At 41.7% G+C, this 17,185-nt stretch carries 19 protein-coding genes; 15 read left to right on the top strand and 4 right to left on the bottom strand.

The features are described 5' to 3' along the window. The first annotated feature begins 17 nt into the window (after positions 1–17). Positions 18–1,073: a hypothetical protein gene (locus tag NSQ70_RS18900; protein ID WP_256688895.1), complete on the top strand. Its 1,056-nt coding sequence runs from the start codon at positions 18–20 to the stop codon at positions 1,071–1,073. A gap of 25 nt (positions 1,074–1,098) precedes the next feature. On the opposite strand, the gene NSQ70_RS18895 is transcribed toward NSQ70_RS18900, so the two are convergent. Then, on the bottom strand, positions 1,099–1,509 hold the full coding sequence (locus tag NSQ70_RS18895; RefSeq protein WP_007497462.1) for a hypothetical protein: 411 nt from the start codon (positions 1,507–1,509) through the stop codon (positions 1,099–1,101). A gap of 15 nt (positions 1,510–1,524) precedes the next feature. Then, positions 1,525–2,844 carry a phage hydrolase gene (locus NSQ70_RS18890; protein WP_039169028.1) on the bottom strand — a complete coding sequence of 440 codons (1,320 nt, stop codon included), beginning with the start codon at positions 2,842–2,844 and terminating at the stop codon, positions 1,525–1,527. A gap of 294 nt (positions 2,845–3,138) precedes the next feature. On the opposite strand from NSQ70_RS18890, the gene NSQ70_RS18885 reads away from it, so the two are divergent. The 10 genes from NSQ70_RS18885 (at position 3,139) to wrbA (ending at position 11,045) form a co-directional block, all read left to right on the top strand. Beyond that, entirely contained in the window at positions 3,139–3,345 is a 207-nt protein-coding gene (locus NSQ70_RS18885) for a DUF951 domain-containing protein (protein ID WP_008347561.1), read from the top strand. Between the two features lie 215 nt (positions 3,346–3,560). Continuing rightward, positions 3,561–4,661, top strand: coding sequence for a redox-regulated ATPase YchF (gene ychF, locus NSQ70_RS18880; RefSeq protein WP_007497458.1), 1,101 nt, complete (start codon positions 3,561–3,563; stop codon positions 4,659–4,661). Positions 4,662–4,769: 108 nt separating this feature from the next. After that, complete coding sequence (gene rpsF, locus NSQ70_RS18875; RefSeq protein WP_008347557.1) at positions 4,770–5,057, top strand: 30S ribosomal protein S6; 288 nt, start codon at positions 4,770–4,772, stop codon at positions 5,055–5,057. A 36-nt stretch (positions 5,058–5,093) separates the two neighbouring features. Then, positions 5,094–5,636 carry a single-stranded DNA-binding protein SsbA gene (ssbA, locus tag NSQ70_RS18870; RefSeq protein WP_007497456.1) on the top strand — a complete coding sequence of 181 codons (543 nt, stop codon included), beginning with the start codon at positions 5,094–5,096 and terminating at the stop codon, positions 5,634–5,636. A 41-nt stretch (positions 5,637–5,677) separates the two neighbouring features. After that, positions 5,678–5,917 (top strand): 30S ribosomal protein S18, encoded by a 240-nt coding sequence (gene rpsR / locus NSQ70_RS18865; protein ID WP_008347556.1) that lies wholly within the window; start codon positions 5,678–5,680, stop codon positions 5,915–5,917. 199 nt (positions 5,918–6,116) lie between these two features. Beyond that, positions 6,117–7,082, top strand: coding sequence for an ABC transporter ATP-binding protein (locus tag NSQ70_RS18860; RefSeq protein WP_072368159.1), 966 nt, complete (start codon positions 6,117–6,119; stop codon positions 7,080–7,082). Beyond that, entirely contained in the window at positions 7,075–8,592 is a 1,518-nt protein-coding gene (locus NSQ70_RS18855) for an ABC transporter permease/substrate-binding protein (protein ID WP_342502358.1), read from the top strand. The genes NSQ70_RS18860 and NSQ70_RS18855 overlap by 8 nt, the downstream gene beginning before the upstream one ends. 190 nt (positions 8,593–8,782) lie before the next feature. Continuing rightward, positions 8,783–9,754 carry a ring-cleaving dioxygenase gene (locus tag NSQ70_RS18850; RefSeq protein ID WP_172793269.1) on the top strand — a complete coding sequence of 324 codons (972 nt, stop codon included), beginning with the start codon at positions 8,783–8,785 and terminating at the stop codon, positions 9,752–9,754. Beyond that, the gene (locus NSQ70_RS18845; protein WP_326111329.1) at positions 9,751–10,362 is read left to right on the top strand and encodes an alpha/beta hydrolase; all 612 of its coding nucleotides are present in this window, start codon (positions 9,751–9,753) and stop codon (positions 10,360–10,362) included. The genes NSQ70_RS18850 and NSQ70_RS18845 overlap by 4 nt, the downstream gene beginning before the upstream one ends. Before the next feature lie 59 nt (positions 10,363–10,421). After that, positions 10,422–11,045 (top strand): NAD(P)H:quinone oxidoreductase, encoded by a 624-nt coding sequence (gene wrbA / locus NSQ70_RS18840; protein ID WP_045034926.1) that lies wholly within the window; start codon positions 10,422–10,424, stop codon positions 11,043–11,045. Between the two features lie 48 nt (positions 11,046–11,093). Here wrbA and katX read toward each other — a convergent pair whose 3' ends face one another. After that, positions 11,094–12,683 carry a catalase KatX gene (gene katX / locus NSQ70_RS18835; protein ID WP_008347541.1) on the bottom strand — a complete coding sequence of 530 codons (1,590 nt, stop codon included), beginning with the start codon at positions 12,681–12,683 and terminating at the stop codon, positions 11,094–11,096. Between the two features lie 106 nt (positions 12,684–12,789). On the opposite strand from katX, the gene NSQ70_RS18830 reads away from it, so the two are divergent. The 3 genes from NSQ70_RS18830 (at position 12,790) to NSQ70_RS18820 (ending at position 14,948) form a co-directional block, all read left to right on the top strand. Next, positions 12,790–13,446, top strand: a complete 657-nt coding sequence (locus NSQ70_RS18830) for a hypothetical protein (RefSeq protein WP_342502357.1) — start codon at positions 12,790–12,792, stop codon at positions 13,444–13,446. A gap of 149 nt (positions 13,447–13,595) precedes the next feature. Further along, complete coding sequence (locus NSQ70_RS18825) at positions 13,596–14,090, top strand: RNA polymerase sigma factor (RefSeq protein ID WP_007497431.1); 495 nt, start codon at positions 13,596–13,598, stop codon at positions 14,088–14,090. Next, entirely contained in the window at positions 14,091–14,948 is an 858-nt protein-coding gene (locus tag NSQ70_RS18820) for a DUF3298 and DUF4163 domain-containing protein (RefSeq protein ID WP_178896598.1), read from the top strand. It abuts the gene before it with no gap. Between the two features lie 44 nt (positions 14,949–14,992). Here NSQ70_RS18820 and NSQ70_RS18815 read toward each other — a convergent pair whose 3' ends face one another. Beyond that, positions 14,993–15,922, bottom strand: coding sequence for a manganese-dependent inorganic pyrophosphatase (locus NSQ70_RS18815; protein ID WP_008347534.1), 930 nt, complete (start codon positions 15,920–15,922; stop codon positions 14,993–14,995). 303 nt (positions 15,923–16,225) lie between these two features. Here NSQ70_RS18815 and NSQ70_RS18810 point away from each other — a divergent pair, with 303 nt between their 5' ends. Further along, complete coding sequence (locus tag NSQ70_RS18810; RefSeq protein WP_017359883.1) at positions 16,226–17,173, top strand: YybS family protein; 948 nt, start codon at positions 16,226–16,228, stop codon at positions 17,171–17,173. Positions 17,174–17,185: the final 12 nt, after the last annotated feature.

Here is a 17,185-nt window from a genome sequence, read left to right as displayed (position 1 = left end):
TCTATACCTATGAGGTGATGATTGTGTGGAAGGCTGGTTCAAGGTGGACGCTTTTAATTTTAGGAAGCTTGATAGGAGCGGGATATGCCTCCGGTCAAGAAATTTGGCAGTTTTTTGGCCTTGATAGCGGACTAGCCATTCTACTGTTTACGCTCATGTTTATGCTGTCTACCTATGTGGTGTTAAAAATCAGTTATGAGGTGCGTGCCGATCATTTTGTGCCGGTGTTAGAGCGTCTTGTAGGTCCTTGGCTGGCCAAGGTGTATGATATTTTAATTGTTCTTTATCTATTCACGACAACAACAGTCATGATTGCCGGTGGCGGGGTGACACTTGAGATGTATCATGTGCCATTTTGGGTTGGAATCGGTGCATTTTGTTTATTCTCATTTATGATTTTTTTCTGGGATGTGAAAGGGCTCTTATCTGTGAGTGCCTTCATTATACCAATTTTGGTGGCGGGGCTCATCTATGCGTTTGTTTTTTATTATATGAATCATGATCATATGTGGAGAATTGATTTTGGCCAGCAATACAATTGGCCTGCCAGTATCGTCTTTGCTTCTTTGAATATATTATCTGTTGTGGCGGTGCTGTCTTCAGTGGGGAAAGAAATGAAGGGGCTTGGAGAGGCCAAGGTTGCAAGTATATTAAGCGGTTTGATTTTTGGTGTCATTTCTTATGTGTATAACGAAATACTAGTTGATATTTCTGGGAGTCTTTCAGCAGAGGGGATTCCTTTGTTTACAGTATTAGAGGGGGCACCAACATCATTGTTTGTGTTTATGACCATTGTTCTTTGTTTAGCGATTTATACAACAACCGCTGCGGGATTATTTGGTTTATCCAGCCGCATGCTCTCTTTTGTACGAATGCCCCGCTGGTTCATTGTATTCATCATGCTTCTTTTGATGGCTCCTTTAACCTCTCTTGGATTTGCTGATTTGATTGCTTTCTTGTATCCGATTTACAGCTTGCTCAATCTTTATTTGCTTGTCTGTTTAATGCTGTATCCGATTTTAAGTAAAAAGATATTTTTTCGTTCTAAAAATTATACTGATAAAATAAAATAAACACCTCTCTTTCAAAGAGAAGTGCTTATTTTATCCGAATGGAATCAATCGCTTCCTTGATATCGTCATATACAGGCATGTGCTGGAGACGCTGCATGCGTTCCTCTATTTCTGAGATGGCTTGTCCCTTTAAATGCTGGGATACATGCTGTTTGACAATGGTTGTCTGGTTCATCATGTCTTCTGTTTTGGACAATTGGTACTCCAAGTGCATGCGTGTGTTTGCCAATTCATCGTGAAGCCGCATTTTCAGCAATCGCTTTAAATCTTTTCGTTGTCCTTCTCTGCGCATGGCCTGAATAGCGGCAATTTCTTCAGGTGATTGCGATTGTGTTTGTGGTGCAGATTGACTTTCGAATACAGACATGGAGCGGCGGGCACTCACATTTTGCAAGAAACGCTGGGCGTCACTAGGAGGTTTATTTTGATTGATCATATGGCGACTCCTTTCTTAACGAATACCCATTTGCATCGCAAGGCGTCTATCTGCCTTGGCATAGTCATCACCCATTGTGTACATATGTCTTGAAAGGGTGGAAAGTTCTTGTTCGTAGTCTCTCAAGGTGTACAAGGCATTCAGTTGTTTTTCATGAGAATAAAAGGATGATTGCGGCTGCTCCATCCTTACTTCCTCTAACAGTGCTTCTACATCGCTATGGGTTAATAAATCATAGTGACCAAAGCCGACAAGTCCTTTCAGTTCTTGTTTTACATGATGGACGGCATCTTTTACACTATCATCAATTCCATCTATTTTCTCAAATACAGTGTGTACTTCATGTTCAATAATACTTTGTAGATCATAAGATGAATTTTTTAGTAAATGGGATTTTATGATAATTTCAAGCCCGCTTTGTGCATATGCACGGCCTGAATGGATTTCTTGTAAAAGCATCGCTGTAAAACTTGTATTGTGATCAAGCTGTTCATCTAAAATACGAGCGGTTCCATTCGAATGGAATGAATACCCATTTACTTTAAACTCTCCTGAAACGAGAGCTAAAAATGCATTTGTATCAAATGATTCGTTCCATTCTATATTCATCGATGCAAAAGCTGATCTTAAAAAGGTGTCAATTTCTCTTGGTTTATATTTTATGGATTCTTGGACCGATCCCTGCTCCCGGGGCGGTACGGTGTACTTGACTTGTCCAACTCCATGATCATGGCGATTGAGTAAACCTACATAATGATTGGGTTGAATATATTCTGTGAGAACATGGGTGTATTTTCCTTCTACTGCTTTTTGCTGAATGGAAGGTGCCAGGCTGCTCCATATATTTGGGCTATCGAATGTGATGGCTTTTTTGACAGCTGGCTGTTCTGTTGCAATATAAGCACAAACAGCACCGGCAAGCGCTTGTCCAGTGAGATAGATGGTTGCATTCGGGTGCTTCTGACAGACGTCCTCGATGTATTCCTTCCCTTTAAAAAAGACATGATCTTGTTTTCCGGCTAAGGATTTTCTTTCAATGGGGTAGGCATAATCCGTTTTTAACAATGATTGGGTAGCCGTTTGAACATCTTGTGTTGATGTCACCGTCATTTGTTTTGGCAGAGGACAGTGAAACGCGACAATGAACTCGTCTGACTGTTCCTGCTGCATCGTTAAACCATATAATTGATGATCTATTTTTAGAAAATCGTTGACAGTGAGCGTATGCTGACCTACTTCTATCGTATGGTTCTGCTGGTAATTCTCTGCGTTTCCAGCGTGATCGGATATGATTTTATAATCTTTGTCGGTTAATCTATCCTTTCGATTGACCATCGTACCTGCTCCCTCACATAACATTTATGCAGATATCATAAATCAAAAAATATGGAAAAACCACAGCGTTCTACCAATAAAAACCTTTTGACCTACAGTGTTTGTGACAATATTGAAAAAAAGCGGAGTTTAAGTAACTATTGGTCACAAATAAAATGATCTAAAAGAAGGGTTTTTTCTATAAAAAAGAACGGGATTGATACATGACAGCGGCTCTTTATTTTGTGCATTGCTCTCCATCGGCGTTTTTTTGTACAATAGATTTAATGAAGTGAGCAAGAGAGGTGAATGCTGATGGCAGACAAAGCGTTTGGGTTACATGATGTTGTTGAAATGAAAAAACCCCATCCATGTGGTGCCAATCGGTGGAAAGTCATTCGTTTGGGCATGGATATTCGTATTAAATGCGAAGGGTGCGGGCACAGCGTGATGATTCCAAGAAGAGATTTTGAACGAAAAATGAAGAAAATTCTCGTCAAGCATGAGGAGCCAACTGCTTAAGTAGGCCTCATGCTTTTTTGATGAAATTTGTCTTTTGTTCAGAGAAACAGATGCAATTTCTTATTTTAAAGCTCCGATTTAGTCTTTTTGGTAATGTTTCTTCTATTGAAAATGCATGATGGTTAGCTTGTCTTTTCATGTAAACCTACTTATAATTGCTCTAGGTTCATATTACGCAGTATAACGAGCACGTTTCATATAGAGGAGATGAAAGAATGGCTTTAACAGCTGGTATTGTTGGCTTACCTAACGTCGGGAAGTCAACGCTATTTAATGCAATTACACAGGCTGGAGCGGAGTCTGCTAACTATCCGTTCTGTACCATTGATCCAAACGTCGGAATTGTAGAAGTTCCAGACGAGCGTTTGCAAAAACTAACAGAATTAGTGCAGCCAAAAAAGACAGTTCCGACTGCTTTCGAATTCACTGATATTGCTGGTATTGTGAAAGGTGCATCTAAAGGAGAAGGTTTAGGGAATAAATTCCTTTCTCACATTCGTCAAGTAGATGCGATCTGTCACGTGGTGAGAGCTTTTGCTGATGATAACATTACACATGTGTCAGGTAAGGTTGACCCAGTGTCAGATATTGAAACGATTAATTTAGAATTGATTTTGGCTGATCTAGAAACGGTTGAAAAGCGTTTAACTCGTGTGAGTAAGCTTGCGAAACAAAAAGATAAGGAAGCGGTAGCTGAATTTGATATTTTGGAAAAGCTGAAGGACGCATTTGAAGCTGGAAAATCTGCAAGATCGGTTGAATTTACAGATGAGCAGCAGAAGCTTGTGAAGCAACTTCATTTACTCACGTCAAAACCTATTCTGTATGTAGCAAATGTGAGTGAGGACGAAGTAGCAGATCAGGACGGAAACGAATATGTACAGCAAATTCGTGAGTTTGCATCTGGCGAAAACGCTGAAGTCATCGTCGTTTGTGCGAAGATTGAGTCTGAAATTGCAGAGCTTGAAGGAGAAGAGAAGCAAATGTTCCTTGAAGAGCTTGGCATTAAAGAATCAGGTCTAGATCAGCTGATTAAAGCGTCTTATTCACTTCTAGGTTTAGCTACGTATTTCACAGCAGGTGAGCAAGAAGTGCGCGCTTGGACATTTAAAAAAGGAATGAAGGCGCCGGAATGTGCTGGAATCATTCATACGGACTTCGAGCGTGGATTTATTCGTGCTGAAACGGTTGCTTATGAAGATTTACTAGCTGGCGGAAGTATGTCTGCTGCAAAAGAAGCAGGAAAAGTTCGTTTAGAAGGTAAAGAATATATAGTGAAAGATGGAGACGTCATTCATTTCCGTTTTAACGTATAGGTTCTTGTCATAGGCCAAGTAATTTGTTATAATATACAATTGTGAGTAATATAATTTATTGCTCCTTGCCCGTATAGGGCCGCTTAGACCAAAAGGAGGTGCAATCAGATGAGAAAGTACGAAGTTATGTACATCATCCGCCCAACAGTTGACGATGAGGCTAAAAAAGCAGTTATCGACCGTTTTAATAACGTGTTAACTTCTAACGGTGCGGAGATCACTGGAACAAAGGATTGGGGTAAACGTCGTCTTGCATACGAAATCAACGATTTCCGTGAAGGCTTCTACCAAATCGTAAACGTTCAATCTGACGCTGCAGCAGTTCAAGAATTTGACCGCTTAGCTAAGATCAGTGACGATATCATTCGCCACATTGTTGTTAAAGAAGAAGAATAAATCATTGAAATATATATTTAAAGGTGGTCTTTCAATATGCTAAACCGTGTTGTATTGGTCGGAAGACTAACAAAAGACCCTGAGCTTCGCTACACGCCTAATGGTGCGGCTGTAGCCACGTTTACTCTAGCTGTGAATCGTACGTTTACGAATCAATCTGGAGAGCGTGAAGCCGATTTCATTAACTGTGTTACTTGGAGAAGACAAGCCGAGAACGTGGCTAATTTCTTGAAAAAAGGAAGTCTTGCCGGTGTAGACGGTCGCTTGCAGACAAGAAACTATGAAAACCAGCAAGGACAGCGTGTCTTCGTGACAGAAGTTCAAGCTGAAAGTGTTCAATTTCTTGAGCCTAAAAGCGGCGGTGCTGGTTCAGGTGGATACAGCGGCGGTGGCAATAGCGGAGGCCAGTATTATGGCGGCAGCCAAAATGATCAGAATCCATTTGGAAATGAACCAAGTCAAAATCCATATGGCAATCAAAACAACCAAAATCGTAATCAGGGAAATAGCTTCAATGATGACCCATTTGCGAATGATGGTAAACCGATTGACATCTCCGATGATGATTTGCCATTCTAATTGATCTGAAAAAAATGACCAAAGGAAAGGTGTGAAAACAAATGGCAGGTGGACGCAGAGGCGGTCGTGCGAAACGTCGTAAAGTATGTTTCTTTACTTCTAACGGAATCACGCACATCGATTACAAAGATGTTGATCTTCTTAGAAAGTTTGTTTCTGAGCGTGGTAAAATTTTACCTCGTCGTGTAACAGGAACTAGCGCTAAGTATCAACGTAAATTGACATTAGCGATTAAAAAATCACGTCAAATGGCATTACTTCCATACGTTACTGGTGAGTAAGTCGTTGACTTAAAAGCGAAGGGCCTTGAGCTCTTCGCTTTTTTTATTTGTCTCACTTTTATGAGAAAGTCGTTTCTGGCAGTCTAACTAGGGGAAGTATGTAAAAAGAGAGTCAACGTGACAGTTTGTTCTATACAAATACTAGGTTAATCTGTCATATTGGTATTTTAAAATATACTTGCAGTCAGGGCGTGGGAAGATGATTGAATTTAAGAATGTATCGATGCAATTTTCTGATGACCGCTATGCCGTTCAATCTGTTGATTTGGAGATTCAGAAAGGTGAATTTTTTGTATTGATTGGACCTAGTGGAAGCGGGAAAACGACGACTTTGAAAATGATCAATCGTCTCATCTCTTCTACAGAAGGTGAGATTTACATAAAGGGTCGAACCATCAGCGATTATGATATTTATGAGCTGCGCTGGGATATTGGTTATGTGCTTCAGCAAATAGCGTTGTTCCCTCATATGACCATAGAAGAGAATATTGCTGTAGTGCCAGAGCTGAAACAATGGAAGCGGGCTGAGACGAATCAGCGTGTTGATGAGTTGATGTTCATGGTGGGGCTTGAGCCTGCTACCTATCGACATCGAAAGCCAGCAGAGCTTTCAGGAGGACAGCAGCAGCGAGTCGGCGTAGCACGGGCACTTGCTGCTGATCCTGAGATTGTCCTAATGGATGAACCTTTTAGTGCGTTAGATCCACTGACGAGAGAGAAATTACAAGATGATCTGCTTGAGTTACAGCGCCGTATTCAAAAGACCATCGTTTTTGTGACACATGATATGCAGGAAGCCATGAAGCTTGGGGATCGGATATGTGTGATGAATGAAGGAAAAGTGGTGCAGGTTGGACGCCCAGAGGAATTGATTCAGCATCCAGTGAATCCATTTGTGCGGGAGTTTGTTTCAGGAGCTGCCCGTCATGTAGACCATCAAGCATTTGAGCTGACAACTATTTCTCAGCCCATGCCTCAAGATGATCTGTTAGGCGATGAGGCGGTCTCCATCCATGCGACGCTGGAAGAGGTTCTATCTCGACTGGCAGAGCATGAAGAGCTTGTTGTTGAGAAGGATGGGGAACGGATTGGACTCATCACTCGTCAAGCGGTGATTCAGTATTTAGCCGGTACTTCTGCTGAGAGGGGCGAGACACATGAATGAATGGACCAGTGTGCTATGGGCTCGAAAAGATCAGCTCGGACACGCCTTACTTGAGCATATTCAAATTTCCTTCATTGCGTTATTTCTAGCGATTTTGATTGCCATTCCATTAGGGATTTATTTAACGAGAGTCCCTAAGATAGCAGAGTGGATCATTGGGGTGACGGCTGTCTTGCAGACAATTCCGTCTTTGGCGCTGCTTGGACTGCTGATTCCTCTCGTTGGGATTGGTCAAGTGCCCGCAATTATCGCTCTTGTCGTCTATGCTCTTCTTCCTATTTTAAGGAACACATATACAGGCATTCGTGAGGTCGATCCGTCGCTGCGGGAAGCGGCGCTCGCTATGGGAATGAATCACCGCAAACGCTTATTAAAAGTAGAACTCCCTCTTGCTATGCCGGTGATCATGGCAGGTATCCGAACAGGGATGGTCCTCATTGTAGGGACAGCCACTCTTGCAGCTCTTATTGGGGCAGGTGGATTAGGGAGTCTGATTCTGCTTGGAATTGATCGAAATGATATGTCTTTGATCATCATTGGTGCTATTCCAGCTGCATTACTTGCGCTCTTATTTGATGTGGTCTTGCGGACACTTGAGAAAATCTCCTTTAAAAAAACCGTGATCTCTGTGACGGTCTTTGCTGTAATAGCAGGAGCAGTTGTCGCTGCCCCATTGCTGTTTCAACAAGAAAAGAAAGAGATCACCATTGGAGGGAAGCTGGGGTCAGAGCCTGAAATTTTGATCTCTATGTATAAGCTTTTAATTGAGCAGGATACAGATATCCAAGTCAATCTTAAGCCTGGTCTTGGTAAGACGTCCTTTGTTTTTCAAGCACTGCGGTCTGGTGATATTGACATCTATCCTGAATTTACAGGGACAGCGATTTCTGAATTTCTGAAAGAAACAGCGAAAAGCACGGATAAGGAAAAAGTGTATGAGCAAGCGCGCCAAGGTTTGGCGTCATCCTTTCAGCTTCAGCTTCTTCAGCCGATGGCTTATAACAATACATATGCTTTAGCCGTGCCTCAATCACTAGCGGATCAATATGATTTATCAAAAATTTCAGATCTGGGTCAAATCAAGAATCGTATACGTGCTGGCTTTACTTTAGAGTTTTCTGATCGTCAGGATGGATATTTAGGCATTCAAAAAGCTTATCAGTTTTCTTTTGACGATGTGGTCACGATGGAACCGAAACTTCGATATCGAGCCCTTCAAAAAGGGAATATTCAGTTGGTCGATGCGTATTCGACAGACAGTGAATTGAGACAATACAAGTTGAAGGTGCTGGATGATGACAAGCATGTTTTCCCGCCCTATCAAGGAGCGCCCTTGCTAAGACAGGAGACATTAAAAGAGTATCCTGAGATTGAGGCCTCTCTCAACAAGCTCGCTGGTCAAATTACAGATGATGAGATGAGAGAAATGAATTACGAAGTCAATGTGAAGGGGAAAGATGCATTTCAAGTAGCCGAAGTCTATTTAAAAAAGAAAAAATTGCTTCAATAATCAAGGGGAAGCAGGTCTGCTATATATAAAGCGGCCTGCTTTTGAAAAGAAAAAAACAAAAATCATTGACATCTATTTCAAAAAAGAATATCCTTAATTCGAGATAAATATATTTTTTGGTCATATATCTCGAATTCGAGATAATATAAAAGCGTCAGTCAAGACATAATGAGTAGAGACATGTTACGTCATGAAGAGGAGGTCATTAGAAGTGAAGAAAACAGAAGGAATTCACCATATCACAGCAATTGTTGGTCATCCTCAGGAGAACGTTGATTTTTATGCAGGTGTTTTAGGTCTGCGTCTCGTGAAAAAGACCGTCAATTTTGATGATCCAGGCACATACCATTTATATTTTGGAAATGAAGGAGGTTCTCCAGGTACCATTATTACGTTTTTCCCTTGGCCAGGTGCACAAAAGGGACAAATTGGAGCAGGTCAAGTAGGTGTGACAACATATGTCGTACCGACCGGTGCCTTCTCTTTTTGGAAGGAACGCCTTGAGCAGTTTGACGTTTCTTATGAAATGATTGAACGCTTTGGTGAGGCCTTTCTCTCATTTGAAGATCCGCACGGTTTATTGATAGAACTTGTAGAGCGTGAAGAAGGAAAACAGAATGACTGGACATTTAATGGGGTGACACCAGAAGTAGCGATTAAAGGGTTTGGCGGAGCTGTTTTATTAACTTCACAGCCTGAGCAAACGATGCAGCTGCTAGAGCAAACGATGGGACTTGAAAAAGTCGGCACAGAAGGAGATTATGTGAGATTCCGTTCGTTTGGAGAAATCGGCAATGTCATTGATGTGAACAAGACACCTGTTGCACGAGGACGTATGGGCGTTGGTGTTGTACATCATATTGCGTGGAGAGCAACAGATGATCAGGATCAATTAGATTGGCAAAGCCATATTGCGCAAAGTGGATATCAAGTGACACCTGTGCAAGATCGAAATTATTTCAATGCGATTTATTTTAGAGAGCTTGGCGGCATATTATTTGAGATTGCGACCGATCCTCCAGGGTTTGCACACGATGAATCTGTGGAAACGATGGGTGAAGCGTTGAAACTGCCACCGCAATATGAGGCGCAGCGTAGTCAAATTGAACAAATCGTGCTACCGATTGAGGTAAGAGAAATCAAAGGGAAAGGAGATTCATGATGAAGCATCTTTTTCAAAAAGGAAAGAATGAACAAAAGCCTGTCCTCCTCATGCTGCATGGAACTGGCGGGACAGAGCAAGACTTATTGCCGCTTGCAGAAGTGGTAGACCCTGAAGCATCTGTTCTTAGTGTGAGAGGAAATGTATCAGAAAACGGTATGCCGCGTTTTTTCAGGCGTTTGGCAGAGGGTGTTTTTGATGAGCAAGATTTAATTGAGCGTACAGATGAATTATATACATTTATCGGGGAAGCAGCAGATAAGTATGGATTTGATCGTCACAATGTGGTAGCCATCGGCTATTCAAACGGGGCGAACATTGCTGGAAGTCTGTTATTCCATTACGGAGATGCGATGAAAGGAGCGATCCTGCATCATCCAATGGTCCCAAGACGAGGGGTTTCATTACCTTCATTAGCGGGGAAACAAGTCTTTATAGCAGCTGGTGAAAATGACCCAATGTGTCGTCCTGAGGAATCTCAGGAACTGGAGCAACTGCTTCAGGAGGCGGGAGCATCCGTAACGCTTCATTGGGAAAATCGTGGACATCAACTAACGAGAGAAGAAGTCGATGCTGCGGCATTGTGGTATCGTCGTCAATTTAAATAAGGTGGGGAATACAGGTGGGATTTTTACAGAAGCTATTTGGGCAAACCAAACAAAAGGAGATGGAACAAGTGGAAAACGTAAAACTAGCGATTATTTATTATAGTTCAACAGGTACAAACTATCAGATGGCAAAATGGGCTGAGGCTGGAGCGAAAGAAGCTGGTGCTGAAGTCAAAATTTTAAAGGTTCCTGAATTGGCACCAGAAGCCGTTGTTGCATCAAATCCAGCATGGAAAGCACATTTAGATGAAACAAAAGATGTCCCTGAGGTTCAGTTAAGTGACTTAGAGTGGGCAGATGCCATTATTTTCAGCATGCCGACACGTTTCGGTAACTTACCGGCTCAAATGAAGCAATTCTTAGACACAACAGGCGGTTTATGGTTCCAAGGGAAACTAGCAAACAAAGCAGTGAGTGCGATGACATCTGCACAAAACCCAAATGGCGGACAGGAGCAGACAGTTCTGAGCCTTTATACAACGATGTTCCACTGGGGAGCCATTATTGCCGCTCCTGGATACACGGATGATTCCCTATACGGCGCAGGGGGTAACCCTTACGGTGTGAGTGTGACTGTTGACCAAAATGGAAAGATCCAAGAGGATGCAGAAGCAGCCGCAAAACATCAGGCGAAACGTACAGTGAATGTAGCAGAATGGATCAAAAAAGGTCAAAACGCTTAATAGATGTATACAAAAAGAATGCAGCCACTCCGCTGCATTCTTTTTTCATTAATAAGGATCCGAAGGTGTGCTGTTGTTGATCGCATCGTTGACAGCCTGTGCCGCGCCTGTTGAGCCAATGGGACCGCTTGGCTCCTCTTGTTTGAAGGCTTTTAAGCCATCGGCCACACGTTTTCCGTAGTCAGGATCAGCTTTTGTGAAGTTTTCGATCATTTGGTCTTGGATGTCTTTTTGACAGGTAGCTAAGGTGTTGACTAAGTTTTTAATCAGTTCCTCACGTTCCCAATCATTGAAGCGGCGATAGGTTTCTCCGGCTTGTCCGAAATTGTTCGGGCGGTCAATGGCTTCTCGCTTGACTTCACCCTCTACAAAAGGCGTATGATCCTTTCCATCTTGCTGCGCTTCTTTTAATCCTCCGAGAATGGACGGTTCATAATTCACATGTGGGTTTTGTCCTTTTCCTTGATCCACATGATATTCCATTTGCCCATCTCGCTGATTGGTGGCAACATGCTTTTTCGGTGCATTGATCGGCAGCTGTAAATAATTTGGCCCGACTCGATATCGCTGCGTATCAGAGTAAGAGAAGGTACGCCCTTGCAGCAATTTATCATCTGAGAAATCTAATCCGTCTACAAGAACCCCCGTCCCAAAGGCAACCTGTTCCACTTCTGCAAAATAATTTTCTGGATTTTTGTTTAGCACCATTCGTCCGATCGGTTTCCATGGATAGTCATCCTTGTACCAGAGCTTTGTCGGATCGAGTGGATCAAAGTCTAGATGGGGGTGGGTGTCATCTTCCATGATTTGCGCGTATACTTCCCATTCAGGATGATCCCCTTGTTCAATGGCTTCATATAAATCCTGTGTGGCATGATTAAAGTTTTCCCCTTGAATGGCTTGGGCTTGTTCTTGTGTCAGGTTGCGAATTCCTTGCTTTGGTTCAAAGTGATATTTGACCAGTACTGCTTTTCCTTCATGATTCACCCATTTATAGGCATGGACGCCAGAGCCTTGCATGTGCCGGTATGTGGCAGGAATGCCCCATGGCGAGAAGAGAAATGTCACCATATGTGTTGCTTCAGGTGATTGTGAAACGAAATCAAAAATGCGCTCACCATCCTGACGATTGGTGACAGGGTCAGGCTTAAAGGCATGAACCAAATCAGGGAATTTCAAAGCATCTCGAATAAAGAAAATTTTGAGGTTGTTCCCAACGAGATCCCAGTTGCCGTCTTCTGTATAAAATTTGATTGCAAATCCCCGCGGATCGCGTAAAGTTTCTGGTGAATGTCCGCCGTGAATAACAGAAGAGAATCGAACGAAGACAGGGGTCTTTTTTCCTTTCTCTTGAAATAATTTGGCTCTAGTATAAGTGGAAATGGGTTCGTCACCGAATGTACCGTAGGCTTCAAAGTATCCGTGTGCGCCAGCACCTCGTGCGTGAACGACACGTTCAGGGATGCGTTCACGATCAAAATGACTGATTTTCTCTAGGAAATCGTAGTTTTCAAGCGTAGTCGGTCCTCTATTCCCAACGGTTCTCATGTTTTGATTATCTGTTACCGGGTGACCTTGGCGATTCGTCAAGGTTTCTTCTGACTCTGAAGATGATGTAGGCTGTTGATCTTCTTTCAAGGTAGAATCCCTCCTTCAATATCTCCCTAACAATATGGTCATGTTGCTCCCTATTTCATACAAGGATTGATATAATGAGTGAAAACTTTTATGAGGAGCGGACCTAATGATTCGATTACACTGCCTTCACGCACATCCATCTAATATTTCTTACATTGACGACGCTTTCTATGACACAGGATTTGATCTGCATCACATCGTCGATTCATCATTTATGGAACGAGCCAAACAAGATCCCGCATTTGATCTTGAGCAGCAGCAAACCTATGCTATCAACAGACTCATGCAAGAAGAAGAGGCTGATCTTGTTTTATTAACGTGTACACAATACATTGCGGCTTTGGGGGAGCAGCAGCACCTGTTCAAACAACCAATTGTTCCGATAGATGAGCCGTTATTTGAGCAGATTTGTGAGCGAGAGGGTCCGCTTCAGCTAGTGTTTTCAAACCCAGATACAGTAGAAGGAACGATGAAGCGACTGTCTTCATATGTAAAAGAGCGGGGAAAGCAGTTGAAGGCAGAAGTGGTTGTGCTAGAGGATGTCTTTCATCTTTGCTTGAACGGTGATATACAAGCCTACCATGAGCGAATTATGGAACAGTTAAGGCGATCTGTGAAGCAGCATGGAGATATATGTGTGATGCAGCTCTCGATGGTTCACGCTGCAAAGCAGGTAGAGCAGGAAACAGGAGTGTCCATCATTCATCCGCTTTCACCACTTAAACCATTTGTTTATCAAAAAATAACGGCTTTAAAAGAGTGAACCCGTCAGGTTCGCTCTTTTTGTATAGAAACGTAAATGGGATGACATGTTAAAAAAATAATGGAGCGCAAACTATTTTTAACAGGTGCGCGTCTATCCAATGTAAGAAATAACAGATGCGCATTTAAGATAAAGGAGCTCTTTGTAAAATGAAGAAACGAAAGATTGATGATCAATTTGCGGATTACGTAATGGAGCATAAACACAGTTTTTATCGATTGTCCTATAGCTATGTCAAAAACCCAGAAGATGCGATGGATGTCGTTCAAGAGGCGATTCATAAAGCACTCAAATCTGTTCACCGATTAGAGGATGCGACCAAGATGCATAGCTGGTTTTATAAAATCGTCGTAAACGCTGCCCTCGACTTTTTACGAAAGAAGAAGCGTGTGCAAGTGACAGACGATGATACGCTGGAATTTTTATCACAGGGTGAATCGGATGTCTATGAGGATCAAGATGTCAGGCGGGCAATAGAAGATTTGCCGGAGATGTATCGGGTCATCATTATATTAAGATTCTTTGAGGATTTAAAGCTAGAGGACATTGCTCATATTCTTGGAGAAAATGAAAACACCATTAAAACAAGATTATATAAGGCGTTGCGGCTTTTAAAAGTAGAATTATCGCAGGAGGAAATATAAATGGATAAGCATTTGGAACAGTTAAAAGAGGAATATCTAGAAATCCCTATTCCCCCGGAATACGATGCTATGGTTGAACGGACATTAAAACGAAAAAACAAGCAACCTCATTTTCAGAAATGGACGATCGGACTTGTTGCTGCGGCTGCTTTATTTGTCACCACTGTAAATGTCAGTCCGCAGGCAGCAAGAGCGATTTCAGAAGTACCCGTCATTGGAGAGCTTGTGAAAGTCGTGACGTTCACAGAATTTAAAAAGAGCGATCAGGGAACAAATATTGATCTCAAAACACCACATGTTTCAGGGCTTGGGGACGGAAAATTACAAGACAGCCTGAATCAAAAATATTTAGCTGAAAACAAAAAGCTGTATCAAGATTTTGAAAAGGAAACAAAGGGTTATAAAAATGGTCATTTGAGTGTAGAGAGCGGATATGAAGTAAGAACAAACAATGATCAAATTCTTTCACTAGGTCGATACAAGGTGACGACTCAGGCTTCTGCGGCAGAGGAAATGACATATGATACGGTGGATAAGAAACACCATGTACTCATTACATTACCAAGTCTATTTAAAGATGACCGTTATATTGATGTGATTAGTGAAAATATTAAAGAACAAATGAAAAAACAGATGAAAGAGGATTCAAATAAGATTTACTGGATGACGAAGCAAGATACGGTTGATCCGTTTAAGAAGATTCAGCCAGATCAAAGCTTCTATATCAATTCAAAAGGCAAACTGGTGATTTCCTTCAACGAATATGATGTGGCGCCTGGTTACATGGGTGTAGTTGAATTCACGATTCCAACAAGCGTGCTAAAGGATATTCTCGTCAGCGATATGTACATTCATTAAAAGAAGAAAAAAGACTGCTGAAGATGTCAGCAGTCTTTTTATGTTTATGAAGAAAGTGCGTCTGTTAGTGCAGGCACGACTTGTTTCTTTCTTGATACAACACCTTTTAGTAAAGCAGTGTTGTTTTCAAGTGTGACATTGAATGCTTTTTCTACTTTTGCTGCTTCAGCACCAAGTGCAAGCGCAAGAGAGTCATTTTCTAGAATGTCTGTGATCACTAAAACAAATAGATCAAGACCTTTCGCTGCGATGACTTCATTGATTTTTGCTTCGATGTCAGCTTGTCTTGCTGTTACTTCAGCGATATCAACTGTATTAACTTGTGCAATTTCGACTTTGCTGTTACCTAGTGCAAATTCTTTTGCATCCAGTGTGATTAATTCTTGAACTGTTTTTTGGCTTAGGTCAGCTCCTGCTTTCAGCATATCTAAACCATATACTTCAGGGTCTACTCCTGCGATTTTTGCCAGCTCATGCGCAGCATCAACATCCTGCTGTGTGCATGTTGGGGATTTGAATAGCAAGGAATCAGAAATGATCGCAGACAAAAGCAAACCAGCGATTTCTTTTTCAATTGTGACTTGGTGCTCTTTGTACATTTTGTTTAAGATCGTTGCTGTGCAGCCAACTGGCTCAGCACGATAGTAAAGAGGTTCACTTGTTTCAAAGTTGGCAATACGGTGATGGTCAATGACCTCTGTCACTTGTACTTGATCAATATCGCTTACACTTTGTTGGAATTCGTTATGATCGACAAGAATGACTTGTTTTGTTTCGTTTGCAGCCGTTTCAATGAAACGAGGTGCTTCTTGTTTAAAGAAATCTAATGCGTATTGTGTTTCTCCATTGATTTCTCCAAGTCTGACAGCTTCTGCTTGAACGCCAATTTTGTTTTTCAGATCAGCATAAGCGATAGCAGAGCAAATCGTGTCTGTGTCAGGGTTTTTGTGTCCGAATACGAGTGTTTTTCCCATGTGAATTCTCCTTCTTACTTTTATTGATGATGTTTCTATTCTAACAGCTTTTGACCTTGAATTCAGGGTTTATAGCTAAGAATAATCTAAAAAATTGTAACATGCTGTCTGAAAAGTTGCATGTATAAGACGATCTAAGTTGTTCCACGTGAAACGCTCTTGGAATAGCCTGCATTTTACTTGCGATTTACGGCTATGGTAAAATAAAGGTTGGGTCAAGATATGACGGAGCGTACATCGTACGTATACATAGAAGTACACATTGAGCAAGATATAGAAAAATGATTGGATTGAGGTGAAGGTGTGAAACAAACAAAAGCGTTAGTAGAAGGCGCTATCATGATCAGTATTTTTGCGGTCATGACGCTGTTTTATTTGTATGTGCCACTTTTAGCCATTATTTTCTTCATGGCTGCTCCGATTCCGATCATTCTCTATACAATCAGGCATGGCTTGAAAAAAGGAATTGCGGCTGGCGCTATTGGCATAGTGATCAGCTTTTTAATTGGGTCTATTAATGGGCTGTTAAGTGCGCCAATGCTGATTGCTGTTGGAGTAGGTATGGGTGTTTTCTACAGCAGGAGGCAGCCAGGTCAGGCTATTATTACGGGTGCGCTGATCTACTTATTCAGTTTTCTCATTTACTTTGTTGTCAGTGTCCAGCTGTTTCAAGTAGATATACTGGGTGTCGCAAAGGAATCAATTGACCAAATCATGCCGATGGTAGAGAGTACCTTAAAACAATCTGGCGCTTCTGATCAGGAGATAGCAAAACAACTCAAGCAGTTTAGAGAGATGCAGGATACGGCATTAAATTCTTTACCTGTAGCGCTTTTGATTTTTGTCACGCTCATGTCTTTCGTCAATCATTGGTTTGTGCGACCGTTGATTAAACGGTTTGTTCCAGACATGCCAGCTCTTAAGAAATTTAAGGATATGCGGCTGCCAAAAAGCATGGTATGGTATTATTTACTCACACTGCTTTTGATGCTGATTCAGCCGGAGAAAGGCAGCTTTTTATCGCTCGTGCAAACGAGTGCTTTTCAAATTTTATTTATACTGGTGCTTATTCAGGGCTTTTCTTTTATCTTCTATTATTGCCACGAAAAAAACATCTCAAAAGTGGTACCCATTTTTGCCGTCGTATTGACGATTCTCTTTCCGCCAATCGGTGTGATTGTGCGTATTATAGGGATTGCTGACATAGGCTTTGATTTAAGAGAAAAAGTAAAAACAAATAATTCACTCTGAATGTTGAGGAGT

This window comes from Bacillus sp. FSL R5-0397, from assembly GCF_038593395.1.
In the GTDB taxonomy this organism is placed as follows: Bacteria; Bacillota; Bacilli; order Bacillales; family Bacillaceae; genus Bacillus; species Bacillus altitudinis.
The sequence above is the reverse complement of the archived record's forward strand: the minus strand, read 5'-3'. Positions and strand labels throughout refer to the sequence as shown.